Here is a 23,888-nt window from a genome sequence, read left to right as displayed (position 1 = left end):
ACAGCTCCCTGTGATCCGCGACGCGGTCAAGGTGCCCACCGGGTCACCTTGGCCGCGTCGGCGTTTCCGGGCCGCCTAGGGTGGGCCCATGAGCAAAGACGGAATGACCCTGCGGGATGCGACCGACGTGCAGACCGCCCCGGTCGTCGCCCTCGGGCTGGTCGGGGGCTACCTGGCCGCCCGGGAAACCGGCATCCGGCCGCTGGGTGGCGTCCTTCTCGGAGCGGCCGGCGTCCTGGCCGGCCGGACCTGGCTGGCCAAGCGCGGCCCCGGAGCAACGGTCGCCCTGAGTGCGCTGTACCTGCTCGGGTTCGGCCTCTCCCACCCGCTGGCCAAGAAGATCGGCGCCTGGCCGTCGGTCGCGGTGGTGACCGCCGCCAACGTGGCGGCCAACCACCTGCTGGTCGACCGGGACCAGGACTGACGATCGAGCCGACCGCCGCGCTGCCGCGGCGGCCGGCTCAACGGGGTCAGGCGAGGCTGGCGGTCAGCGTGATCGGTACGCCGGCCAGTGCCTGGGAAACCGGGCAGCCCGCCTTGGCCTCCTCGGCGAGCTTGCCGAACTCCTCCGCAGACAGGCCGGGTACCTGACCACGGACCGTCAGCGCGATTCCGGTGATGCCCTTGCCGGCGACGAACGACACCGCCGCCGAGGTGTCGAGCTGGGTGGGCGGAGTGCCGTTCTTGGCCAACCCGTTGGAGAAGGCCATCGCGAAACAGGTGGCGTGCGCGGCCCCGATCAGTTCCTCGGGGGAGGTGGTGCCCGCCGCGGACTCCTCGGCGCGGGCCTTCCAGTTGGCCGGGAAGGTCCCCAGCCCGGACGTCTCCAGGGTGGTCGTTCCGCTGCCGGAGATCAGGTCTCCCTGCCACGAAGCGCTGGCCTTGCTGACGATGGTGTTCGGCATATCTCCGCCTTCGGTGGATTCCGCCCGCACACCAGTGTCCGGGCGCTCACCCGCCATGCTAATCGGGCCCTCAGAAGACCACGCGGGCGGTACGCAGGCCCGCGGCCGGCGCGGGGTCTCCCTCGGTAACCAGGGCGCATTCGTCGGAGCGGCCCGACAGCAGCCGCATCAGTGCCGTGGCGTCCTCGGTGACGGTGGCCACAGGCTCCCCGGCGCCGATGGCCCAACAACCGCCGCCCCGACCGGTGAGCTCCAGGATGAATGAGGGGCCCCGCCAGCCCAGGTCCAGATCGCGAACCACCTGGGCGATGATCGCCGCCTCGGCGCCCGACTCCGGCAGGGGGATCCCGGTGGCCCGGTGCAGGTCGATGCGATGCAGCCAGGTGTCGCGGTTGTAGATCACGTCGTACAGATAGGCACCGGTGGCTCCGGGGCGCAGGCCGGCCACCCGGGGCATTCGCATCACCCGCATCACCCGGGGCTGGTGGCGGCGCCCGGCCGGGGCCCGCTCGGCCCAGTGCCGCAGATCGGCGCCCAGGGCGGACTCGTCGAGGTCGGCCCGCTCGGCGATCTGGGCATCCCCGACGAAGTCCACCCAGTTGCGCTCACCCCGGCTGCGCAGGGCTCCGCTCAGTCCGGCGTACTGGTGCCGCAGCGCGACCCCCGTCCGGCTGGCTTCCTCGGCGGCCCCGGCGAGGTGGGCGACCAGGTCGCGGACCCGCCAGGCGGTGCAGTCGGTCGGCCGGTGCCAGTCGGCCGGTGCCAGGGCGTCGACCATGGTGAGCAGGGCCGCATATTCGGTAGAACTGTCGTGCTCGGCCTGGGCCGGACTGGGCACAGGGACGTTACTCGCCCGCTTGGTGAAGGTGATCATTCCGGACTCCTGGGTGCGTAGTACGTGAGGAACATCCCGGCGATGTCGTCGAGGTGTTGCGAGGACCGGCCCGCGTCGAGCGGGACCCCGGGCTCGTTGGAGAGTTGTTGGCTGACGATTCCGGCGCCGAGGGTGGCGAAGATCTGGGTGAGTTCGCCCGGATCGACCTCCGGGTCCAACTGGCCGGCGCGCTGGGCCCGGATGATCACCTGGGCGGTGAGCTCCAGTGCGGCCACCGCGGGGGCGAATGCTTCGGGGGAGGGCTCCCAACCCGCGATCGGGCGCCACTGCATGAGTTGGGCATAGCCGGGATTGGCCAGGGACCAGGCAACGAACTCGCGCAGCCCCTCGGTGAGCGCCCGGGCCGGGTCGACGGGGTCCTCGGCCAGGTGCTCGCTCTCCCGCACCAGTTCGGTCCACCCGCGTGCGAACAGTTCGTCGCACAGGGCCGCGCGGTTGGCGAAGTAGCCGTAGAGGGAGGGAGTGCGGACCCCGACCCGGCGGGCCACCGCCCCGAGGGTCAGTCCGGCCGCGCCTTCTTCGGCGATGACGTCGAGGGCTGCCGCGACGATCCCATCAATCGTGCGGGCCCGCCGCTCCGCGACCTTTCCCATGGGCACCAGTATTCTCCTAACACCCTTAGGAGAACAAGAGTGTGGGCCGATTTTGCCACCAGCCGAGCCGGATCGGCCGATCGGGCCCGGTTGAGGTGGACTGGAGTCACTTTCGGGACACGATCGGGATGATCCCGTCTCCCAACCCGTGCATCCGCCGTGATTCTGCGGATAGATTCATGGCATGTTCGGATCGCAGAAGCAGAAGCAGATCGATGAGCTCCAGAAGCGGGTTCGCGACCTCGAAGGTTTGGTCGACCTGCTTGCCGAGCGGGGGAACGTGCCCCGGGGGGAACTCGAGGCGTTGCGCGGGCAGCACCGCATCCCGGAGGCATCGCGGGTGCTGATCCAGCAGGGCAAGACGATTGAGGCGATCAAGGTCTACCGCGAGCGCACCGGCGCCGGGCTGCGGGAGGCCAAACAGGCCATCGACGAATATCGCGACCGTCGTTCCTGATGTAGCAGAAACCGCGAGAGTCCAGTCAGGGCCGGTTTCGGGGCCCGGTCGCGGTGTTTGCTGCATCCAGAACGACGGTCAGCCCCGGAGCCGGGCCCGCGGCGCCCGGGAATAGGGTGAGGGCACCCGAGCCGAAGGAGCACCCGTGTCCGAAACCGCACAGCCCTGGCAGGACGAATCGCTGGAGCCCCGAGAGCGCGCACGCCGCCTGGTCGCGGCGATGACCCTCGAACAGAAGATCGCCCAGCTGCACGGTGCGATGGAGACGGTCAACATCTACGCGCTGAGCAACGCCGCCTTCGAGGCCGGCGAGGACCTGGACCAGTTGACCACCCAGATCCGGATCGAACGCCATGTCGAGGCGATCGACGAGCTCGGCATCCCGCGGTTCCGGATCACCAACGGACCGGTCGGGGTCGGCATGGGCGACGGCTACCCGAGCCCGCCGGCCACCTCCCTGCCGATGACGATCGGCCTGGCCGCCGGCTTCGACGCCGACCTCGCGCGCAAGTACGGCGACATCATCGGCTCGGAGACCGCCACCCTCGGCCAGCACGTCTTGGAGGGCCCCGGCGTCTGCCTGCATCGCACCACGATCGCCGGTCGCAACTTCGAATACTTCTCCGAGGACCCGTACCTGTCCGGGGTGATGGGTGTCGAGGTGGCCAAGGCGATCCAGGCGCACGACGTGATCGCCATGGGCAAGCACTTCGTGGTCAACGATCAGGAGTACGAACGCTTCCGCGCCAGCGTCGAGGTCGACGACCACGTGCTGCGCGAGCTGTACCTGCTGCCGTTCGAGATGTTGGTCAAGGACGCCGAGATCGCCGCGATCATGAGCTCCTACAACCGGATCCGCGGCGTGTACGCGACCGAGTATCACTACACCCTGACCGACATTCTGCGCACCGACTGGGGCTTCCAGGGCTACGTGCAGTCCGACTTCTGGTCCGCCCGCTCGGCGGCTCCGTCGCTGAATGCCGGCATGGACCACGAGATGCCGGATGCGAAGTGGCTGAACGAGGCGAACGTGAAGGCCGCGCTGGAGGACACCAGCCTGGAGATCGAGACCGTGGATCGGGCCCTGGTCCGCCGCTACACCCAGATGTTCCGGTTCAACCAGTTCACCCGCCCGTACGCCCCCGGCGAGATCGACGCCGCCGCGCACGGGGCGATCAGCCGGGAAATCGGCACCCAGATCGCGGTTCTGCTGAAGAACGACCCCGTCGCCGGTCGGCCGGTGCTCCCGCTGGACCCGCAGGTCGGCACCATCGCGGTGATCGGGCAGGCGGCGTACGTGGACCAGGCGTGCCTGGGCGGCGGCGGCTCCTCCAAGGTCGACCCGCTCTACACCGTGACCCCGTTGGATGGGCTGCGCGACGTGCTGTCCGACCTCGGTTCGAGCGCCGAGCTGACCCCGGTGATCGTGGCCGACGACCTGGCCAACCTGGCCGAGGCGCGGGCGGCCGCGGCGGGCGCCGACGCGGTGGTGCTGATGGCCGGACTGGTCGCGACCGAGGGCCAGGACCAGAACGACGCCACCATGCTCAATGACCAGAACACCATGCTGGCCGAACTGCTCGGGGCCAACCCGAACACCGCGGTGGTGCTCAAGGACTCCAACCCGATCCTGATGCCGTGGATCGACCGGGCGCCGGCGGTCCTGGAGGTGTGGAACCAGGGCAGCGAGGACGGGCACGTGGTTGCCGACCTGCTGTTCGGGGTGGCGAACCCGTCCGGCAAGGTGCCGACCAGCTACCCGCGTACCGCCGAGGACACGCTGTACGCCAACAACCCCGAGCGCTATCCGGGCACCGATGAGGGCGCCGGCTACCCGGTGATCCGCTACAGCGAAGGCCTCCAGATGGGCTATCGCTGGTTCCAGGGGCAGGGGATCCAGCCGCTGTTCGGGTTCGGGCACGGCCTGTCGTACACCACCTTCGAGCTGAGCGGGGTCGCGGTGGACGCGCCGCAGGCGGCGGCCGGGCCGGTCACCGTCCGGGCGACGGTGACCAACACCGGCAGCGTCGCCGGCGCGGAGGTGGTGCAGGTCTACCTCGGCATCCCCGTCGCCGGCCAGCCGCCCAAGCGCCTGGTCGGGTTCGCGAAGGTGTCGGTGGCGGCCGGCGAGTCCGCGCCGGTGGAGATCGTGATCGATCCGGCGGCGACCAACCACCCGTTCGGGGTCTGGGATGTCGTGGCGCACGATTTCGTGATCCGGCCCGGGGCGTACGCGGTCCACGTCGGCACTTCCGCCGACGACACCCCGCACACCTTCACCGTCACCGTCGAGTGAGCCGGCCTGCGCGAGTGAGGTGACGAACTGCGGTCCGGTCGGGGCCGCCGCGTGGCAGCATGACGTCATGGGAGAGCCTGACCCGACGATGCAGCCGGGGATCGAGACGATGCAGCCGGGGATCGAGACGATGCAGCCGGGGATCAAGACGATGCAGCCGGGGATCGAGAAGTACGCACTGCTGGCCGACCGGCAATCCGCGGCGCTGGTGGCCGAGGGCGGGATCGACTGGTGGTGTCCGCCCCGGTTCGACGCCCGGGCGGTGTTCGCCCGGCTGCTGGGCGGGGCCGACAACGGTCGCTGGGTGCTGCGTCCGGTCGCGGGTCGGGTGACCGGACGCGGCTACCGGACCGGCAGTTTCGTCCTGGACACCGACTGGGCGGGTCCCACCGGGACCGCGGTGAGCACCGATTTCCTGTGTGCCCGGGTCGCCGGCTTCGACGGCATCGGCGAGACGCTGATCCGGCGGATCACCTGCACCGCCGGGAGCATCGAGGTGGACTCCGAACTGGTGATGCGCTTCGACTACGGCCGCGTCCGGCCGTGGGTGCGGCGGCGCCGGGATGCCGGTGGGAACCCGGTGCTGCACGCCCTGGCCGGACCGGATTCGCTCACCCTGCACGGCCCGGCGCTGGCCCCCGACGGGTACGTCCATCGGGGCCGGCATCGCCTCACCGCCGGGGAGAGCCTGACCTGGACGCTGGCCTGGCTGCCGGCGTACGCGGGGGTGGCCGAGGCGCTCGAGGTGGACCCCGAACTGGAGCGGGCGGTCGAGCACTGGCGGGCCTGGCGCGATTCGGTCCCGCTGAGCTGCGGCTATGCCGAGGCGGCCGCCGACTCGCTGACCGTGCTGCGGGCGCTCACCTCGCGGCGGACCGGCGGGATCGTCGCGGCACCCACCACGTCCCTGCCGGAGCTGATCGGCGGTGAGCGGAATTGGGACTACCGCTACACCTGGCTGCGGGATTCGGCGTTCACGATCCAGGCGCTGGTCGGGCACGGGCACCATCGGGTCGCCGTGCACTGGCGCGATTGGCTGCTGCGCGCGATCGCCGGGGATCCGGAGGACCTGCAGATCATGTACGGCCTGGACGGGGAGCGGCAGTTGCCCGAGCAGACGCTGGATCATCTGGCCGGCTATCGCGCGTCCCGGCCGGTCCGGGTCGGCAATCAGGCGTACACCCAGTACCAGGCCGATGTGGTCGGGGAGATCATGATCGCGCTGGATCAGCTCCGCCGGGCGGGCCTGGAGAACGGGGAGGGCGAGTTCGCCTGGGCGTTGCAGCTCAACCTGCTGGACCTCACCGAGCGACGCCTCGACGTGCCCGATCGGGGCATCTGGGAGGTACGCGGGGACCCGCAGAAGTTCACCCACGGCCGGGTGATGATGTGGGCCGCCTTCGACCGGGGCATCCGCGCAGTCGAGGAGCACGGGCTGACCGGGCCGGTCGAGCGCTGGCGTGGGCTGCGCGAGCAACTGCGCACCGAGATCCTGACCCACGGCGTACGCGCCGGAGCGTTCGTGCAGCACTATGCGACCGATGAGGTGGATGCGGCGCTGCTGCAGATTCCGCAGACCGGCTTCGTCGCCGCCGACTCCGACCTGATGCGGGCCACGGTGACCCGGATCGAGCAGGACCTGCTGGATCCGCACGGGTTCGTCCGGCGCTACCGCCCGACCGGGGCCGACGGGCTCAGCGGCGGGGAGGGGGCGTTCGTGATGTGCTCGTTCTGGTTGGTCGAGCAGTACGCCCGGTCCGGCCGGCGTACCGACGCGGTCGCGCTGATGGAGAAACTGCTGGCCACCCGCAACGATGTCGGGCTGCTGGCCGAGGAGTACGACGCCGAATCCGGGCGGCTGTTGGGCAACTTTCCGCAGGCGTTCAGCCACCTGGCGCTGGTCCGGGCCGCCGAAGCGCTGGGGTGAGCGGCCGCCCTGGGCCCGTGCGTCAGGGTGCGACGGGATAGTGGCTGCGGATCGCGATCCGGTTCCAGGCGTTCATCACGATCGCCAGCCAACTCACCGCCGAGATCTGGTGCTCGGTGAGGGAGCCGTTGTCCCAGTCGGTGCGTTCGGGGACCGAGAGGCGGGTGACCTCCTCGGCCAGGCCGAGCGCGGACTGTTCCTGGTCGGTGAAGTACTGCGATTCCCACCAGGCAGCCAGGACCGCGAGCCGGTCGGCGGTCTCGCCCTTGGCGATCGCGTCCCGGGTGTGCATCCGCAGGCAGAACGCGCACCCATTGAGCTGGGAGACGCGGATCTTGACCAGTTCGGCAAGTTTCGGGTCGAGGCCGGCGGCGAGGAAGGCCTCCTCGGCCTGCTTGTTCAGGTCGATCACCGCGGCGTAGGCCGCCGGGTGCTGTTTGCTGAGGTTGACATGGCGCATAGGGTCAGCCTGTTAGGGCGGTCGGATCAGGTCTGCGCCGGGGCGTCCGTGCGGGCCGCCCAGGAGGCGAGGAAGCGCAGCGCGGCGTAGGTGGGACTGTCCGGCGGCGCGGTCCACATGACCAGGGACTGCTCGGAGTCGTGGGCCTCGATCAGGGTGTCCCAATCGAGGACGAGCTCGCCGGCGACGGGGTGGTTGAGTGTTTTGGTGCCGGTGGTCAGGCTGGCCACCCCGCGCGCGGCCCACCACTGTGCGAACTGCCGGTCGAGCACCGACAGTTCGCCGACCAGGGCGGTCAGCCGGGGATCGTCGGGGTACTTGGCCGCCTCCATCCGCAGTTGCGCCACCGCGGTCTGCGCGACGGTTTCCCAGTCGGCGTACAGCGCACGCAGCACCGGATGGGTGAACAGCAGGCGGGTGTAGTTGCGGTCCTTGGCCGGAATCTGGCCGAAGTCGACCATCATCGCCGCCGCGAGGCGGTTCCACGCGAGGATGTCCATCCGCCGGCCGAGCACGATCGCGGGGGTGGTGGACAGGTCGTCGAGCAGGCGCTGCAGTTGCGGCTGGACGCGCTGCTTGACCTGCCGCGGGGCGCGGGTGGACGGCTTGCCGGCCAGGCTGAACAGGTAGCGCCGCTGGTCCTCATCGAGTTGCAGCACGTCGGCCAGACTGGCCAGCACGGGTGCGGACGCCTTGATCCGGCCCTGCTCGATCCGGGTGTAGTAGTCGGTACTGATCGCGGCCAGCGAGGCGACCTCCTCGCGACGCAGACCGGGGACGCGGCGGGGCCGCGTCGGGTCGGGCAGACCGGCGTCGCGCGGGCTCAGGTCGGCCCGGCGGGCCTTGAGGAAGGTGCCGAGCTCGTTCATGTTGGTGTCGCCAGCCATGCGTTCAGTGTTCCACTCTCCCTGGCCGGGGTGAGGGGGAGGAAATCTTCCCAGGACCGAATCCTCCGCTGTCGCGGTCCGGGGATCGGCGGGATGATCGGAGGGCGAGTACGCGAGGAGGATGGGCGATGACGGACACGATGCGGGCGTTGATTTCGGGCCGGGGGCCGCGGTGGGTGCTGGCCGAGGTGCCGGTCCCAGCCGGGTGAGGGGCAGGTGCTCATTCGCAACCGGGCCTCGGCGACCAACAACGCCGATCTGCCGATGCTGGATGAGGCCGATCCGACCACTGGTGGGCACGGTCGGGAGTTCGTCGCCGGGTTCGAGTACGCCGGGGAGATCGCCGCGGTCGGCGCCGGGGTGGAGCGCTGGCAGGTCGGGGACCCGGTGCTGGGCACCTTCCCGGGCGCGTTCGCGGACTATCTGGTGGCCGATGCGCGCTTCGTGCAGCGGCGGCCGGTCGGGCTGGCGCCGGAGATCGCGTGTGCGCTGCCGACGGCGTTGTTGACCGAGTTCGGTGCGCTGCGGGTGGCCGGGTTCGCCGCGGGGAAGAGTGTGCTGATCACCGGTGCGTCGACCGGGATCGGGCTGATCGGCGTACAGCTGGCGAAGGTGCTCGGGGCGTCGCAGGTGATCGCGACCACCCGGACCGCGGCCAAGACCGACCTGCTGACCGGGCTCGGGGCCGACGTGGTGATCGTCACCGCCGACCAGGACCTGCCCGAGGCGGTGCTCGAGGCGACCGACGGGAAGGGTGCCGATGTGGTCCTGGATCACATCGCCGGCCAGACGTTTGCCCAGTGTCTGCCCGCGACGGCGGAGGACGGGCACGTGGTCAACATCGGCCGGCTGGCCGGGCCCGCGTCGAACATCGACCTGGACGCCCTGTCGTACCGGCACCTGACGGTGCACGGGGTGTCGTTCGGATTCTCCCGGGACTGGGAGACGGTGCCGATTCTGCAGGCCGAGGAAGCCGAGGTGCTGCCCGCGGTGGCCGCGGGGAAGATCCGGCCGGTGATCGACCGGACCGTCGGGGTTGCGGAGTTCCAGCAGGTCGACGACCGGCTCCGCTCGGGTGCGGCGGTCGGGAAGATCGTGCTGACCTTCGACGGGGAGTGACCCAAGCCGGGCGCGACGCGTCCGATCCTGCCACCAGAAGCCGGAAACCGCCGATTTGGCCCCCGTTCGGCCCGACTGGAGTCAAAATCGGCCCACGAATGCACGGGCGACCCGAGACCCTCAGTTGGGCGTCGCCCGCCGAATGACCAGGTACCCGCTGACGGCCAACACCACCGCAAGTCCGAGCCGCAGGGCCCCTGGAACCAAGTGAGGATGGCAGGCAGGCTGCGGGTGAGTAGCGCGATCGCGAGGACCGCGACTGCCAGGAGCACCGAACTCCCCGCCGTGAGCGAGCGGCCGCGAGTCGGCGGCTCGCGAGCGAAGTGGGCCGATCCTGCCACCAGAGGCCGGAAATCCGCTGATTTGCCCTTTTCGGCCCGTCTGGAGTCAAAATCGGCCCACCAACCGCCACAGACCCTTGTTCGCGGCCGGTTGTGCACGGGAATCAGTTGGTTCTGCGTAGCCCAAAGCTCCAGGAGGGCGCTTTACCGGTCGGACCCGGTCCGGAACCGGTCTCAGATCGACAGCCCCAAGGAGCGGAGGAAGCCGTCGACCTGGGTGGTCAGTTCGCCGGGCAGACCGAGCCGGGTGTCGACGTCGCCGTGTCCCAGGTCCACCGATACGACCGTCGCGGTCGAGCCATGTGCGCGTACCACCTCGGCGAAGCCCTCGGCCTGCGGGCAGACCTCCGGAATACCGCCATTGGGGGCACAGATCAACAGCACCGGCGGCGGCGTACCGGCGATCACCAGCGTGGGCGAGGCCGCTCGTTGCAGGTCCGGTTTGCCGGCGAAGACCGGGTCGTAGAGATCGAGGTGCGGGGCCGCCATGATCCGGGTCACATCGAACGCGGCACCGTCGAGCGAGACCGTTCCCAACCACGGCGATGCCCCCGCCCGCTCCCGGTACGCCGGATCGGCGGTGACCAGCGACACCAGGTGCCCGCCGGCCGAATGCCCCATCAGCACGATCCGATTCGGGTCACCGCCCCAGTCGGCCGCATGCTTCTGCACGTACGCCAGGGCGGCCGCCACATCATCGGCCTGGGCCAGCGGATCCACCTGCGGGGAGAAGCGGTAGTTCGTCGACGCCACGACGAACCCGGCGGGTAAGTAGTGCGCGACCTTGTTGTCGACCACCGCGGTCTTGTCCCCGGCCACCCAGGAACCGCCGTGCACCATGAGGATGATCGGTGCCCCCGAAGCCCCGGCGGGCGCGTACACATCCAATCGATGCCGCGGATCGGTCCCGTACGCCAGATCGCGATGCCTCACTGTTTCCGTGCGGGTCGACCCGGGCACGTCGGGCGCGGGCGCCTGGCTCGCGCACGCGGTGAGCAACAGCGCCACGGCGATCGCCATGACCCATCGAGCCAACCCCATCCCGCGCATGCGCCCATGCTAGGCAAATCCGGCCGACACTGAGATGCCTGCCCCCGATGCGTACGCCGGACCCCGAGGGCGGAAATCCACGATGCGAGCGCTTTGGGGATCCCCCTGTTGCGTGGACGAAGTCGGGGAGCGCCCCGGCGAACACTGCGTGGTTCCTGCGTCACTTCTTAGGTAGGCCGCCATGGTCACTGTTTCCCTCGAACATTCCCCGACCCCGGCTCCGGCCTCCAATCGCGTGGACGCGGATGCGTTTACGCCACAACCGCGGGCCTTCTCCGAGGTCTCCAAGGACGCGAAGGCCGCCGGTCTGTTCCAGCGCACCCCTTGGTTCTACGTCACGGTGGGCGCAGCGATCGCCGTGGTCCTCGCCGCCTGCATCACGATGTTCCTGGTCCTGGGCGCCAGCTGGTTCCAGCTCATCATCGCCGGCGTCCTCGGCATCGTCTTCACCCAGATCGCCTTCATCGGGCACGAGGCCGGCCATCGCCAGGTGCTCCGGGGCGGCCGCGCGAACACACGTCTGGCCCGACTGCTGGCCGGGAGTGTCGGGCTCAGCTTCGACTGGTGGAACACCAAGCATTCCCGGCACCACGCGAACCCGAATCATGTGGGCAAGGATCCCGACATCGAGATCGACACCATCTCCTTCGTCACCGAGGACGCCGTCAAGGCCCGCGGAATCCACCGCTGGATCACCGGCCGCCAAGGCTGGTTGTTCTTCCCGCTGCTCACCCTCGAGGGCCTCAACCTGCACTTCCTGAGCTTCAAACACCTGTTCTCGACCAAGAAGATGCGCAAACGTCATCGCTACAGCGAACTCGCGATGCTGTTCGGCAGGTTCGCGCTGATCGCGATCCCGCTGTTCCTGCTCCTCCCGCTCGGGATGGCCTTCGCCTTCCTCGGGGTGGAACTGGCCGTCTTCGGCATCTACATGGGGGCCGCCTTCGCGCCGAACCACAAGGGCATGCCTATCGTCGACGGGGACGCCCGGCTCGACTTCTTCACCAAGCAGGTACGCACCTCACGCAACATCAGGGGCGGCTGGTGGGCGACCACCCTGCTGGGTGGGCTGAACTACCAGGTCGAACACCACCTGTTCCCCTCGATGCCGCGGATCCACTTGGCCAAGGCCCGCAAACTCGTCCGGGCCAAGTGCGCCCAACTCGACGTGCCCTACACCGAGGTCTCCCTGGGCCGCTCGTACGCCACGGTGATCGAGTACCTCAACGAGGTCGGCCGGGCGGCCCGCGATCGGATCGCGCCAGCGCTGCCGGCGCCGGTCCGGTCCTAGCGAGCCGCAAACGGCGGAGGACCACCGATCGGGCTGAAATGCAGGCCGGCCAGCTGCCACTGCCCGTCGTCGCGGATCAACACCTGGGTGACCCGGAATTTCCCGTCGGCCGGATGGCCCGCGTAGCTGCCCCGCTGGGTCTGGACGCCGATCGCAATAGCCGTGTCCCCGAACTCCTGCACCTCGACGTCGCTCCACTGCACCTCCTCCAGCTTCAGCGCGCGGTCGCCGCGATAGCGATCCAGCCACTGCTCCCGATCGAGGACGAATCCGACCGGCCCGACCAGTCGAAAGCCCGTCGCTCCGAGGCGATCGAGTGCGGCCGCATCCCCGGCCTGCTCGGCGGCCACCCAGCGGCGTCCGAGGTCAAGAATTTCCTGCTGTGTCATCGTCTGCTCCTTCCCCACGGGGCCGACACCGGCCCCTCGACGATGATCCGGCGTACGCCCCGCCCGGCGCCTCAGTCCATGGGCGGATCTTCGGTTCTGCTTGCGGGTGGGCGCCGCGGCGCGCCGAGCGTGGTTCCCTGAATTCACCGGCGATTCCCGCCGAATCGGGCCTCCCGTGCCGCGCGTGAAGCGAGGAGACTGGATCGTGGCACGACCTGCGTACGCCGGTGGTCCGGGGTCGCTGCGCGCACCTGACACTGGAAGGACAAGCCAATGCAAGAGCTGATGGTGGACTACATCTCCTCTCTCGACGGCTTCGGGTCGGCCGACGGCTGGCCCGGGTTGTGGGGGATGGGTGGCCCGGAGTACCTGGCGTGGCTGGGCGAGGTGAGCACCCAGCCGTACGACGTGCTCCTCGGCGCCACGACCTATCGGATGTTCGCCGACTTCGCCGATTCCGGGGTGGACTTTCTCGACGACCTCACCGCCCGACAGAAACTCGTGTTCTCCCGGACCCTGCAGGCGCCCCTGCGTTGGGCCAACAGCACCCTGGTCGCGCACGACGCCGTCACCGCGGTCCGGGAGTTGAAGCAGTCCAGCACCGTGCCGCTGCACACGATCGGGAGCCCGAGCCTGTGCGGGTCGCTGCTGAGGGCCGGTCTGGTCGATCGGTACCGGGTCGTGGTGTTCCCGGTGGTCAACGGCGCCACCGGGCACGACCGGATCTACGACGGGTGGCCCGACGTACGCCTGGAACTGGTGCAATCGCGCACGCTGGACGGCCGACTGCAGCTGTTCGAGTTCATTCCCACTGTCCTCGACGGGCCACCCGAGGCTTCCTGAACCCGGAGGGCGCCATGCGTCACATCATCTGCCAATCCTTCGTCAGCCTCGACGGCGTCATCAATCACATGGACCGCTGGCATTTCGACTACACCGATGCCGAGGCCGAGGCCATTGCGCTGGAGCAGCTGCGTGCCAGTGCCGGCCTGCTCATGGGGCGCGGGACCTATGAGGTCTACGCCGCCACCTGGCCCGGCCGGACCGGCACCTATCCCGAGCTGATCAATCGGCTGCCCAAGTATGTGGTGTCGAGCACCCTGGGCGAGGCGACCTGGAACAACACCCGGATCATCTCCGCGGCTCCGGCCCAGGCGATTCGAGCGCTCAAGGAGGAGGACGGCCCGCAACTGCTGATGCACGGGTACGGGCCGCTGGCAAAGATGCTGCTGGCCGAGGGGCTCCTGGACGAGTTGCAGCTGTGGGTGCATCCGGTGTTGGCCGGCGTCGGTTCCGGGGACGATCTGCTGCTGCGCGAGGGGCTGAATCGGGTGCTCCGGTTCGAGCAGGCCAGGCCGCTCGCCTCCGGGGTCGTCATCCTGGCGTACCGCAATCCGGAGTCGGAACGGGGTGGCTGACTGTCCCGATCCGATGAGGTTACGGGTCGGTAGAACCAGGGGGACCCCGGCGGTAAGAAAAGTAACACGAGTGCTAGCGTGTGGGTATGGGTACGCGAGACAGTTCCGGTCGACGCTGGATCAGCACGGTACGACTCGGGCCCAAGTCGCAGATCGTGATCCCCAAGGAGGTTCGCGACATGTTCGGACTCAATCCCGGCGACACGCTCCTGCTGCTGGCCGACACCGAGCGAGGAATCGCTCTGGTCAACCCGGCAGAGCACGCCCAACTGATGGACAAGCTCCTGGGCGGCCCGCCGCCGGACGGGGGCGAAGAGCAATGAGCTCGCAGGTGGTGCTGGTCAATGTCGGGCTCGCGGTTGCGGGCCTCGTGGTCGTCTCCGGCGTCCGGGTGCTGATCACCGTCGTCTCCACCAAGGACTATTTCACCAAACACGTGCGGGTCGCGGAATCGGTGGGCTTCCGCGAGCGGCGGATCCACATCCGCGACGGACTCGAACTCAATGTCGCCGAAGGCCCGGGCGACGGCATCCCGCTGCTGATGATCCCGGGCCAGGGGAGTTCCTGGCAGGAGTACGCCAAGGCGCTGCCCCACCTGATCGACACCTACCGGGTCCTGGCCGTCGACGTGCACGGTCATGGCCGCAGCACCTGGAACCCGGCGGACTACTCGGCGGTGCAGATCGCCGATGACCTGGCCATCCTGATCCGGGAGGTGTTCGGGGAGCCCGCGGTGGTTGCCGGGCACTCCTCCGGCGGGCTGATCGCCTCGGTCATGGCAGCCCGGCACCCGGACCTGGTGCGCGCGGTGTTGTTCGAGGATCCGCCGTTCTTCGCGACCGAGCCCGACCGGGTGCCGGGGACCTACGTGGGGATCGATTCCTATCCGGCGGCCATCTCGTTCCTCGCCCAGGACACCGAACGGGACTGGGTGTGCTGGTACCTGCCGCGCAGCTACTGGAAGAAGATGTTCGGTAATCTCTGGCCGGTCCTGACCAAGCCGGTGATCCGGCAGCGTCGGGCCGATCCGGAGTGCATCCCGGTCGTGCGGTGGGTGTCGGTGCAGATCAATCGCATCTGGGAGAGCCTGAGTCATCCCTACGATCTGCGCTTCGGCCAGGGGTTCTTCGACAACTCCTGGTTCGCGGGCTTCGATCAGGCCGAGACGCTGGCCGCGATCACCTGCCCGACCACCTTTCTCAAGGCCACCACGCGCTACAACAAGGACGGCATTCTGTTGGCCGCACTCAGCGACGAGGACTTGGCCCGGGTGGAGGAACTGCTCCCCGACAACCGCACCGTCCGGGTCCGCGGCGGGCACGACATTCATTTCGCCCACACCAAGGCGTATGTGAACGCGCTGATCGGGCTCGCCCGGCGCCTGCCGTCGGTCCAAAAGGCCGGGTGACCGAGCCGGTGCGCGGGGGTGACTGCTGATGGTGTCCCGATCCTGCCACCAGACGGCCGAAACCCGCTGATTTCTCCCCTTTGGGCCCGTCTGGAGTCAAAATCCGCCCACCAACGCTGGGGAACCCTGAACAGACCGAGGCCGGCCACCGCAACGGTGGCCGGCCTTGTGGGATCAAAGGCACAGCGCGCGCCACCTTCGGAGCATCACTGATGCGGAAATGGTTTCATCGCTGATGCTATGCTGGTTTCGTGCGGACAACGGTAAGACTTGACCCGGAAGTTGCGGCAGCCGCCGAGCGGCTGCGTCGGGAACGTCACATCGGCTTGGGGGAGGCGGTGAACGAGCTTGCCCGCGCCGGCCTTGTGCAACAGAAGCAGACCACGCCCTTTCAGCAACGCACGGCCAACGTCGGGTTGAAGCTTGAGGTGACCGATGTCGCGGACACCCTTGAGTTGCTCGACCAGTACGACGCTGAGGATGCCGGGTGATCGTCGACGCCAACGTGCTGCTGTACGCAGTCGATACGGGGTCGCACTTCCATGACCAAGCCCTGTCATGGCTCGAGGGTGCGATGAACGGCGTAGAACGGGTTGGGTTTCCCTGGGTCTCGCTGATGGCATTTCAGCGCATCATCACCCATCCCCGGCTGAGTGTGAACCCCTTGACCCCGGCAGATGCCTGGGGCTATGTCACAGATTGGCTGGATGCCGATCAGGCCTGGGTGCCGCAACCGGGCCTGCGGCACCGCGAGATCCTGGGCCGACTCCTCACCTCCGGCGACCTGCGCGGAAACCTGGTGACCGATGCGCACCTGGCCGCGCTTGCCATTGAGCACGGGACTGCGATCTGCTCCTTCGACAGCGACTTCGCCCGCTTCGAGGACCTGACCTGGATCAACCCGGGCCGCCGCTGAGCCTCGGAGCGAGACCCCGCTCCCGTGGCCGGTGGGGCGCCGACGTTGCAGCGACTTCGTCAGGCAGTTCGTCAGGCAAGGGGCCTCCTGGCGAAACCGACCAGGATGGGCAAAAACGTTTTGCCTGGTCAGACTGGGTGGAGCTAAGGGGACTCGAACCCCTAACCCCCTGCTTGCAAAGCAGGTGCGCTACCAATTGCGCCATAGCCCCGTGAACCGAAGATCCATGCTAGATCCTCGGTCCGCATCCGAGCAACTCGCTCAGGGTAGCTTCGGCTGCTTCCCGGACGGGTCGTCGTACTTGCCCCCGGTCGGCTTGGAGTCCCCGGCGGCGAAGATCAGATTCGCGATCGGGATCAGGCCGAGCCAGCCGGTCTGATTGGTGTCGTGCAGCCGGCGTACCATCAACGCCGCCATCGGCACGATCGTGCCGAGCCACACGATGGTGTACAGGCTGGAGAACAGGAACGCGGCCCCGAACGCGTCGGCAGCACTGAAGGCGCTGGAGATCACGTTCAGCACGAACAACACCACCGCGTACGCCGCGAAGCCCCACCAGAACTCACTCTTGGACGCCCGGCCGTAGAACGTCGCGTAGTTCTTGAACATCAGCTTCACCGCGGTCACCGCGTCGACCTTCGGGCGGTCCGGGCCGTACGCCGGGGAGGCCGCGTTGTAGGCCGGGGGATAGGCGCCGTACGGCGCCGGTTCCATCCCGTAGCCGGGCTGCGGATACTGCTGGGGGTAGCCCTGCGCCGGATATCCCTGCGCGTTGTAACCGGGTTCGGGGTAGCCCTGCTGTTGCGGATAGCCCTGCTGCTGGGGGTAGCCGGCCTGCAGGTTCGGGTCGTCGTACTGGGAGTAGTCCACGTAGCCCTGTTGGGCCGCGCCCGGCTGGGCGTACGGATCCGCGGCGGGCTGGGCATACGGATCGTGACCGACCGGGCCGGTGTGCTCGTACCCACTCGCCGAGCCGTAGGAACCCGCCGAACCGTACGAACCCGCCGATCCGGTGGAACCCGGCGAACCGTAACCACCCGGCGCCGCCCCGTAGGTTCCGGCCGAGGACTGGGGCGTACCCGGCAGATCCAGATTCTGCGCCGGGTCGGTGCCGTAGGAGGTCTCCGAGGGTCCCTGCTGCGGCTGCCCACCCGGGTAGGGGTCGTACGCCTGGGGGTCCGCCGCCCGCTGCGGCTGCGGGTGCCCGGCCGCCTGCTCCGGACCGGCCGCGTGCTGGGGACCCGCCGCGTGCTCCGGGCCGGCCGCCTGCTCCGGACCGGTTGGGGGCACAGCGCTGTCCTGGGGGTGCGTCCCACCCGCGGGGTAACCCTCCGGGTCATGCTGTCCCGGGTAGGGCTGCTGCGGGTCCTGGGTGCTCATCGCTGTTCTCCTCTGCGGAATAACGTCGGGGTGGACTGCGACGAGGGTCCCACGCCGGGCACCCTGTTTCCACCTCAGGTCTTGAATTCTGCCACTGCGCCGATGTCGAATCGGTATCGGTCGACTCCGGCTCGTACTCTGTACTACGGACGGCCACGCGTGCTATAGCCGCGGCCGCGGCCGGAGTCACCGGTCGACCTCTGCCGCGACCCTCGCGCGGAGGACCGGGACATGGAGGAGATCGATGGCAGACGCGCCCACCACGGCCAAGCGGGGCAAACCCCGTAAACCGCGCAAGCAGGTGCACCCTGCCCGTCGCTGGGCCGTGCGCATCCTGAAGTGGGGCGGCATCGCCGCGATCGTTGTGCTGATCGCCGGGGTGATTGCGGCCGGCGTGATCTACAAGAACACCAAAATTCCCGACCCCAACAAGGAATTCCAGACGAACACCACGTTCGTCACGTACGCCGACGGCTCCCCGATGGGCAACTTCGCCATCCAGAACCGCCAGTCGATCCCGTACGCCGAGATGCCCGAGTCGATGAAGCAGGCCGTCGTCGCGGCGGAGAACCAGACCTTCTGGACCGACCGTGGCTACTCGGTCACCGGCATGATCCGCGCCGCACTCACTATCGCCCAGGGCGGTGACGTACAGGGCGGCTCCACGATCACCCAGCAGTACATCAAGATCCTCTACCTGACCTCCGACCGGACCTTCACCCGTAAGTTCAAGGAACTCTTCCTCGCGGCGAAGATGGGCAACGAGGTCCCCAAGGAGCACATCCTCGAGGGCTACCTCAACACGATCTATTTCGGTCGCGGCGCGTACGGCGTCCAGGCCGCGGCCAAGGCGTACTTCAACGTCGACGCCAAGGACCTGACCGTCCAGCAGTCGGCTTTCCTGACCACGGTGCTCAACAACCCCTCCGCGTTCGATCCCAGCGTCCCGGAGAACCAGCAGCGGATCATGGATCGTTACCGCTACGTCCTGCAGTCGATGGCCCAGATGGGCAACATCACGATGGATGAGGCGAACCAGATGGCGGAGAAGCTGCCCGACTTCCCCGACATCCCGGTGAACGAGCGCTACCGCGGCCCCAAGGGTTACCTGATGAAGATGGTCGAGAACGAGCTGGCCGCCCAGGGCATCGACCAGGCCAGCCTGTACGGCGGCGGCCTCACGGTGACGACCACGATCGACCCGACCGCCCAGGATGCCGCCGTCGCGACCGCGGAGAAGTACAACGCCCAGGTTGTCAAGAACGCCGACAAGAAGGAACTGCAGAATCCCAAGCTGCTGCACCCGGCGATCGCCTCGGTCGACAACAACACCGGCGCCCTGATCGCCCTGTACGGCGGTCCGGACTACATCGCCGACTCCCGCAACTGGGCCACCACCCCCCGGATGAGCGCCTCCTCCTACAAGGCCTTCGCGCTGGCCGCGGGGCTGAAGGACGGCTACAGCCTGAACGACACCTTCTCCGGGAACACCTTCACCCCCAAGGGGGACAAGGTCCCGGTCCGCAACGAGAACAACCACCAGTACGGCGATTCGGTCGACCTGCGCGAGGCCACCGCCAAGTCGATCAACACCGCCTTCGTCGACATGACGGTGCAGATGGACCACGGCTCGGAGAAGATCGCCCAGGCCGCCCAGGACGCCGGGGCGCCCCGGGGGCCGGGGTGGGACACCAACACCTCCCGGATCTCCCTCGGGGTCGCGGAGGTGAGCCCGTACTACATGGCCGCGGCGTACTCGACCTTCGCCAACAACGGCCGCGCGATCACCCCGCACATCGTCGCGGACGTGAAGGACGCCAAGGGCGCCACGGTCTACACCGCCAACACCCAGGGCCGCCAGGCCTTCGACCAGGGCATCGCCCGCGACGTCACCTACGCGCTGTCCAGCGTGGTCACCGAGGGCACCGGCTCCCGGGTCGCCGCCCTGAACCGGCCGGTGGCCGGCAAGACCGGCACCGCCGGCGTCGGCAACGATGTGCTCACCTCCTGGTTCGTCGCCTACACCAAGCAGATCTCGACCGCGGTGATGTTCGTCGCCGGGGACCAGGGCAACTCCGACCTCGATCCGTACGCCCGTGCCGGCGACACCACCTTCTTCGGCGGCACCTACCCGGCGATGATGTGGCTGGACTTCATGCGCGTGGCCACCAAGGGCCAGGAGGTGCTCGACTTCGACAAACCGGCCTACGTCAACACCAGTCGGCGCAACTCGACCCGGACCGCCGCGCCGCGCTCGGCCGCCCCGAGCACCGCACAGCCCAGTACCAGCCGGTCCAGTGCGGCACCGACCTCGCAGCAGCCCACCCAGGCGCCGACCACGACGCAGCCGCCGCAGACGACTCAACCGCCGCAGACGACTCAACCGCCACAGACCACGCAACCGCCACAGACCACCCAGCCGCCACAGACCACGCAGCCGCCACAGCAGACGCAACCCCAGCAGACCCAGCCGCAGTCCACGGGGAACGCCGGGAATGCGAACTCCGGCAACCAGAATGCTCCCGGGCAGGTCAAGAAGTCCCAGGCTGCTGCGACCCCCTGACCCGGCAATCGCCGGGCCGCTGGCTACGCCTTGATTGCCCGACCCCGTTACGCTGCTACGAGTCCGCTCCCGTGGCGGGCCGGCAGACACGGACAGGCAGGCAAGGAGGGCGAAGCGGATGAAGCCGGACCTGGTCGACCCGTTCGTCGAGGCGGGGAGACGGCTGTTCGGTCCCCCCGGCCGGCACATGGGCCGGATCTCCCATTGGATCAGCGCTCCGGTGGTCGGGCTGATCGTGGCGATCGTCACCTGGCTGCTCACCATCGCCAAGGCGCTGCCCTGTGTCCAGACCGACCCGGGCCACCTGCCGAGCGCCTTCGGGCTGCAGTGCTACTCCGACATCCCGCTGCTGTTCCAGAACCGCGGCCTGATCGAGGGCAACACGCCCTACATCGACCACGGCGCCTACCAGGTGCTCGAGTACCCCGTCGGCACCGGCTGGTTCATGGAACTGGCCCGGTTGATCGGGGTCGCGTTGGGTATGCCGGTCGGCGCCGGGATGGACCCGGTCAAGGTGATCGAGGCGACCAACACCTTCTACGCGGTGAACATGGTCCTGCTCGGCGCATTGTTCTTCCTGACCGTCTGGGCGCACTCCCGCAGTGTCCCCGGGCGCTCCTGGGACGTGCTGATCCTCGCTGCCTCGCCCCTGGTCATCCTCACCGGGCTGGTCAACTGGGACATGCTCCCGGTCGCGTTGACCGCGCTGGGAGTCCTGTTCTGGGCCCGGGAACGTCCCGGCCTGGCCGGGGTGATGTGGGGCCTGGGGATGGCGGCCAAGCTCTATCCGCTGTTCCTGCTCGGGCCGCTGCTGTTGTTGTGTCTGCGGGCCCGCAAGATGCGCGAGTTCTTCACCACCTTCGGGGCCTTCGCCCTGTCCTGGGCGCTGGCGAACTTCCCCACCTGGTTGCTGGCCCCGCAACAGTGGCTGGAGTTCTGGACCTTCAACTCCGACCGCGGCGGTGACTTCGGCTCCCTGTGGTATGTGTTCGCGCTGGCCGGCGTACCGCTGGACGATGTGAACTTCACCTCCACCGGCCTGTTCGTCCTCGGCTGTGTGGCGATCGCCGCCCTGCTCCTGCTGGCCCCGCGGCGGCCCCGGATCGGGCAGGCGATGTTCCTGGTCCTGGTCGTCTTCGCGATGACCAATAAGGTCTACTCCCCGCAGTACGTGCTGTGGCTGCTGCCCTTCGTCGCGCTGGCCCGCCCCAAGTGGCGCGACGTGATCATCTTCACCATCGGGGAATGGCTGTACAACCTGGCCATCTGGGGCCACCTCGGCGGCTATATCGGGCCACCGGACGGGGGACCGGACAAGATCTTCTGGGCCGCGACCGTGCTCCGGTTGGGCACCCAGGGCTATCTGTTGGTGCTGGTGGTCCGCGACATTCTGTACCCCAAGTACGACGTGGTCCGTCGGGTGATCCTGGACCGCCGCGACCTCCCACCCGGATCGGCCGGATCGGCCGGACCCGCCGAGATCGATGATCCCAGCGGCGGCGTACTCAATCATGCGCCGGACGCCGCCTGGCACACCGCGGTGCGCCACTACCTGACCGGCCTGCTCGCCGGGGAACGGCGGCTGCTGCCCGACCCGGCGACCGCGAACGGGCGTCTGGCCTCCTGGCTGACGCTGGGCGGCACCTGGTTCTCCTCCCGGCTGGTGATCCTGGTCCTCGCGATCGGGTACGGGATCTCCACCGGCCAGGGCTTCCTCGCGGTGACCGACAACTGGGACGCCGAACACTTCCTCGGAATCGCCGCGAACGGCTACGAGATCGTCGGCGAGAATGCCAAACGGATGGCCTTCTTCCCCGGTCTGCCGTTGCTGCTGAAGCCGTTCATGCTGATCGGGATCCCCGGTCAGGCCGCCGGCATCCTGATCTCGGTGATCGCCTCGCTCGTGGCCGCCCTGGCGCTGCGCCGCCTCGGTGGGGTGTGGGCCGCGGTACTGTGGCTGGTCGCGCCGACGATGATCTTCCAGGTCATGCCCTATACCGAGTCGCTGTTCTGCGCCTTCGCCTTCTGGGCCTGGTACTTCGCCCGCAAGGACAAGTGGTGGGCGGTCTGTCTGCTCGCGATGGGTGCGATGGCGACCCGCGTCTCCGGGCTGTTCCTGATCGCCGGGCTGGGCATCATGATCCTCACCCACCGCGAACCCGACGGCCCCACCCTCGCCGTCCGGCTCGGCCGGATCGTCAAGCGCGCGGTCTGGCTGATCCCGCCGGCCGCGGTGTTCTTCGCGTACATGCTCTACCTGTACGCGATCACCGGGAACTGGCGGGCCTGGCTGGATGCGCAGCAGAGCGGGTGGGTGCGCGGCTGGACCTGGCCGTGGCAGAACTTCCTCAACACGCTTCCGGTGATCGTGCCGGGGGCGTACCCGGATCACCCGGGGTGGGAGTGGATCTTCCGCTTCGAAGTGGTCTCGATGGTGGTCGGGCTGCTCGCCGTCGGCTTCCTGATCGCCCGGAAGCAGTGGGCCGAGGCGACCTGGATCGGGCTGCAGTTGATCAGCTTCTCCACCTCCTACTGGTTGTTCTCGGTCAACCGGGCGGTGCTGCTGTGGTTCCCGGTCTGGACCATCGCCGCGGAACTGATCACCCACAAGTACCGGCGCCGCTCGACGACCATTACCGTGCGGGTGCTGACGATCCTGTGGTTGATCGGGTCGATCGGGGTCGGCCTGTGGTGGGCCGGGATGTTCTACACCCACCAGTGGACCAGTTGAGGTGAGCGAGTTCGCCGCCGCCGTGCGAACCGCACTCGCCGCGGCCGGCGACCCGCGGCGGGCGGCGGCGCAACAGCGCTACATGAAGTCGGACCTGCCCTTCCACGGGGTCGCGGTGCCCGAGGTGCGCCGGCTCACCCGGGCGCTGCTCGCGGAGTATCCGATCCCCGATGAGACCGTCTGGGAGGCGACGATCCGGGAGCTGTGGGACCCGGCGACGCATCGGGAAGAGCGCTACGCCGCGCTGGCGGTGGCCCGGTATCCACGCCATCGGCGCTGCGCCTCCCGGCTCGCGGCGCTGGCCTGCTATGAGCACCTGATCGTCAGCGCGGCCTGGTGGGACCTGGTCGACGATGTGGCCCACCTGCTGGAACTGGTCCTGGAAACGCACCCGGAAGCGGCCGACACGATGCGGGACTGGTCGCGGCGCCCGGATCTGTGGCTGCGCCGCGGTGCGATCCTGTGCCAGCTCGGCCGCGGTCCCGGGACCGATCCCGAACTGCTGGCCTACTGCATCGAGGGGTCGATCGGCGACCCGGACTTCTTCGCCCGCAAGGCCATCGGCTGGGCGCTGCGGCAGTACGCCCGCACCGACCCCGGCTGGGTCGAGGGTTTTCTGGCCGGACATCCGGAGCTGGCGCCGTTGTCGGTGCGGGAAGCGCGGCGGGCCCTGCGCTGACCCGGCCGGAGTGGGCCGATAGTGACTCCAGAGGGTGCGATCGGGCCGAATTCGACCCGATCCGGGCGTCTGGTGGCAGGATCGGCCCACCCACCGGTCCAGCCCGGGTGGTTCAACGCAGCGACGGTCCAAGAGCCTGCTGGTGATGAAGCAACAGAAGTTCGACATACTGTTCTATATGAC

22 protein-coding genes, 1 tRNA gene and 1 pseudogene are annotated in these 23,888 nt (G+C 68.7%); 15 read left to right on the top strand and 9 right to left on the bottom strand.

Going from position 1 to position 23,888, the window contains the following annotated elements; all coding sequences use genetic code 11:
• Positions 1–88 precede the first annotated feature (88 nt).
• Positions 89–424, top strand: coding sequence for a hypothetical protein (locus G531_RS0102625; RefSeq protein WP_035757046.1), 336 nt, complete (start codon positions 89–91; stop codon positions 422–424).
• Between the two features lie 46 nt (positions 425–470).
• Here G531_RS0102625 and G531_RS0102620 read toward each other — a convergent pair whose 3' ends face one another.
• The 3 genes from G531_RS0102620 to G531_RS24275 all read right to left on the bottom strand — a co-directional run bounded on the left by G531_RS0102620 (position 471) and on the right by G531_RS24275 (position 2,393).
• Positions 471–905: an OsmC family peroxiredoxin gene (locus G531_RS0102620; RefSeq protein ID WP_026926060.1), complete on the bottom strand. Its 435-nt coding sequence runs from the start codon at positions 903–905 to the stop codon at positions 471–473.
• A 70-nt stretch (positions 906–975) separates the two neighbouring features.
• Positions 976–1,779 (bottom strand): maleylpyruvate isomerase family mycothiol-dependent enzyme, encoded by an 804-nt coding sequence (locus G531_RS24280; protein WP_051214953.1) that lies wholly within the window; start codon positions 1,777–1,779, stop codon positions 976–978.
• Positions 1,776–2,393, bottom strand: a complete 618-nt coding sequence (locus G531_RS24275; protein WP_051214952.1) for a TetR/AcrR family transcriptional regulator — start codon at positions 2,391–2,393, stop codon at positions 1,776–1,778. The genes G531_RS24280 and G531_RS24275 overlap by 4 nt, the downstream gene beginning before the upstream one ends.
• Before the next feature lie 184 nt (positions 2,394–2,577).
• Between G531_RS24275 and G531_RS0102605 the strand changes: the two genes are divergently transcribed.
• The 3 genes from G531_RS0102605 to G531_RS0102595 all read left to right on the top strand — a co-directional run bounded on the left by G531_RS0102605 (position 2,578) and on the right by G531_RS0102595 (position 7,073).
• Entirely contained in the window at positions 2,578–2,850 is a 273-nt protein-coding gene (locus tag G531_RS0102605) for a ribosomal L7/L12 family protein (protein ID WP_026926059.1), read from the top strand.
• Between the two features lie 145 nt (positions 2,851–2,995).
• Positions 2,996–5,146, top strand: a complete 2,151-nt coding sequence (locus G531_RS0102600; protein WP_026926058.1) for a beta-glucosidase family protein — start codon at positions 2,996–2,998, stop codon at positions 5,144–5,146.
• Between the two features lie 67 nt (positions 5,147–5,213).
• Positions 5,214–7,073, top strand: coding sequence for a glycoside hydrolase family 15 protein (locus tag G531_RS0102595; RefSeq protein ID WP_245630456.1), 1,860 nt, complete (start codon positions 5,214–5,216; stop codon positions 7,071–7,073).
• 22 nt (positions 7,074–7,095) lie between these two features.
• Here G531_RS0102595 and G531_RS0102590 read toward each other — a convergent pair whose 3' ends face one another.
• Entirely contained in the window at positions 7,096–7,533 is a 438-nt protein-coding gene (locus tag G531_RS0102590) for a carboxymuconolactone decarboxylase family protein (protein ID WP_026926056.1), read from the bottom strand.
• Between the two features lie 26 nt (positions 7,534–7,559).
• Entirely contained in the window at positions 7,560–8,420 is an 861-nt protein-coding gene (locus tag G531_RS0102585) for a helix-turn-helix domain-containing protein (RefSeq protein WP_026926055.1), read from the bottom strand.
• Positions 8,421–8,636: 216 nt separating this feature from the next.
• On the opposite strand from G531_RS0102585, the gene G531_RS19935 reads away from it, so the two are divergent.
• The gene (locus G531_RS19935) at positions 8,637–9,539 is read left to right on the top strand and encodes a quinone oxidoreductase family protein (RefSeq protein ID WP_211221753.1); all 903 of its coding nucleotides are present in this window, start codon (positions 8,637–8,639) and stop codon (positions 9,537–9,539) included.
• A 515-nt stretch (positions 9,540–10,054) separates the two neighbouring features.
• Here the strand turns inward: G531_RS19935 and G531_RS19930 are convergent.
• Positions 10,055–10,930 (bottom strand): alpha/beta hydrolase, encoded by an 876-nt coding sequence (locus G531_RS19930; RefSeq protein ID WP_051214951.1) that lies wholly within the window; start codon positions 10,928–10,930, stop codon positions 10,055–10,057.
• Between the two features lie 181 nt (positions 10,931–11,111).
• On the opposite strand from G531_RS19930, the gene G531_RS19925 reads away from it, so the two are divergent.
• Positions 11,112–12,221 (top strand): fatty acid desaturase family protein, encoded by a 1,110-nt coding sequence (locus G531_RS19925; protein WP_051214950.1) that lies wholly within the window; start codon positions 11,112–11,114, stop codon positions 12,219–12,221.
• On the opposite strand, the gene G531_RS0102565 is transcribed toward G531_RS19925, so the two are convergent.
• Positions 12,218–12,610: a nuclear transport factor 2 family protein gene (locus G531_RS0102565; RefSeq protein ID WP_051214949.1), complete on the bottom strand. Its 393-nt coding sequence runs from the start codon at positions 12,608–12,610 to the stop codon at positions 12,218–12,220. The two genes, G531_RS19925 and G531_RS0102565, sit on opposite strands and share 4 nt — an antisense overlap.
• A gap of 273 nt (positions 12,611–12,883) precedes the next feature.
• On the opposite strand from G531_RS0102565, the gene G531_RS0102560 reads away from it, so the two are divergent.
• The 6 genes from G531_RS0102560 to G531_RS0102535 all read left to right on the top strand — a co-directional run bounded on the left by G531_RS0102560 (position 12,884) and on the right by G531_RS0102535 (position 16,352).
• Positions 12,884–13,453 (top strand): dihydrofolate reductase family protein, encoded by a 570-nt coding sequence (locus tag G531_RS0102560; protein ID WP_026926053.1) that lies wholly within the window; start codon positions 12,884–12,886, stop codon positions 13,451–13,453.
• 14 nt (positions 13,454–13,467) lie between these two features.
• Positions 13,468–14,028 (top strand): dihydrofolate reductase family protein, encoded by a 561-nt coding sequence (locus tag G531_RS0102555; RefSeq protein WP_026926052.1) that lies wholly within the window; start codon positions 13,468–13,470, stop codon positions 14,026–14,028.
• Between the two features lie 86 nt (positions 14,029–14,114).
• Positions 14,115–14,351 (top strand): AbrB/MazE/SpoVT family DNA-binding domain-containing protein, encoded by a 237-nt coding sequence (locus G531_RS0102550; protein WP_026926051.1) that lies wholly within the window; start codon positions 14,115–14,117, stop codon positions 14,349–14,351.
• Positions 14,348–15,436 carry an alpha/beta fold hydrolase gene (locus tag G531_RS19920; RefSeq protein ID WP_051214948.1) on the top strand — a complete coding sequence of 363 codons (1,089 nt, stop codon included), beginning with the start codon at positions 14,348–14,350 and terminating at the stop codon, positions 15,434–15,436. The genes G531_RS0102550 and G531_RS19920 overlap by 4 nt, the downstream gene beginning before the upstream one ends.
• 251 nt (positions 15,437–15,687) lie before the next feature.
• Positions 15,688–15,927 (top strand): hypothetical protein, encoded by a 240-nt coding sequence (locus G531_RS0102540; RefSeq protein WP_026926050.1) that lies wholly within the window; start codon positions 15,688–15,690, stop codon positions 15,925–15,927.
• Positions 15,924–16,352, top strand: coding sequence for a type II toxin-antitoxin system VapC family toxin (locus tag G531_RS0102535; protein ID WP_026926049.1), 429 nt, complete (start codon positions 15,924–15,926; stop codon positions 16,350–16,352). The genes G531_RS0102540 and G531_RS0102535 overlap by 4 nt, the downstream gene beginning before the upstream one ends.
• A gap of 138 nt (positions 16,353–16,490) precedes the next feature.
• Here the strand turns inward: G531_RS0102535 and G531_RS0102530 are convergent.
• Positions 16,491–16,563, bottom strand: a tRNA-Ala gene (locus G531_RS0102530).
• A gap of 50 nt (positions 16,564–16,613) precedes the next feature.
• Positions 16,614–16,997 (bottom strand): annotated as a pseudogene (locus tag G531_RS27055) (DUF805 domain-containing protein); the annotation flags it as partial.
• Between the two features lie 979 nt (positions 16,998–17,976).
• On the opposite strand from G531_RS27055, the gene G531_RS0102520 reads away from it, so the two are divergent.
• The 3 genes from G531_RS0102520 (at position 17,977) to G531_RS0102510 (ending at position 23,705) form a co-directional block, all read left to right on the top strand.
• Entirely contained in the window at positions 17,977–20,295 is a 2,319-nt protein-coding gene (locus G531_RS0102520) for a transglycosylase domain-containing protein (protein WP_081683765.1), read from the top strand.
• A gap of 118 nt (positions 20,296–20,413) precedes the next feature.
• Positions 20,414–23,026, top strand: a complete 2,613-nt coding sequence (locus G531_RS24265; protein ID WP_051214946.1) for a glycosyltransferase 87 family protein — start codon at positions 20,414–20,416, stop codon at positions 23,024–23,026.
• 1 nt (position 23,027) lies between these two features.
• Positions 23,028–23,705, top strand: coding sequence for a DNA alkylation repair protein (locus G531_RS0102510; RefSeq protein ID WP_026926047.1), 678 nt, complete (start codon positions 23,028–23,030; stop codon positions 23,703–23,705).
• Positions 23,706–23,888: the final 183 nt, after the last annotated feature.

The organism is Granulicoccus phenolivorans DSM 17626 = NBRC 107789 = JCM 15570 (assembly GCF_000423085.1).
GTDB classification, from domain to species: Bacteria; Actinomycetota; Actinomycetes; order Propionibacteriales; family Propionibacteriaceae; genus Granulicoccus; species Granulicoccus phenolivorans.
The sequence above is the reverse complement of the archived record's forward strand: the minus strand, read 5'-3'. Positions and strand labels throughout refer to the sequence as shown.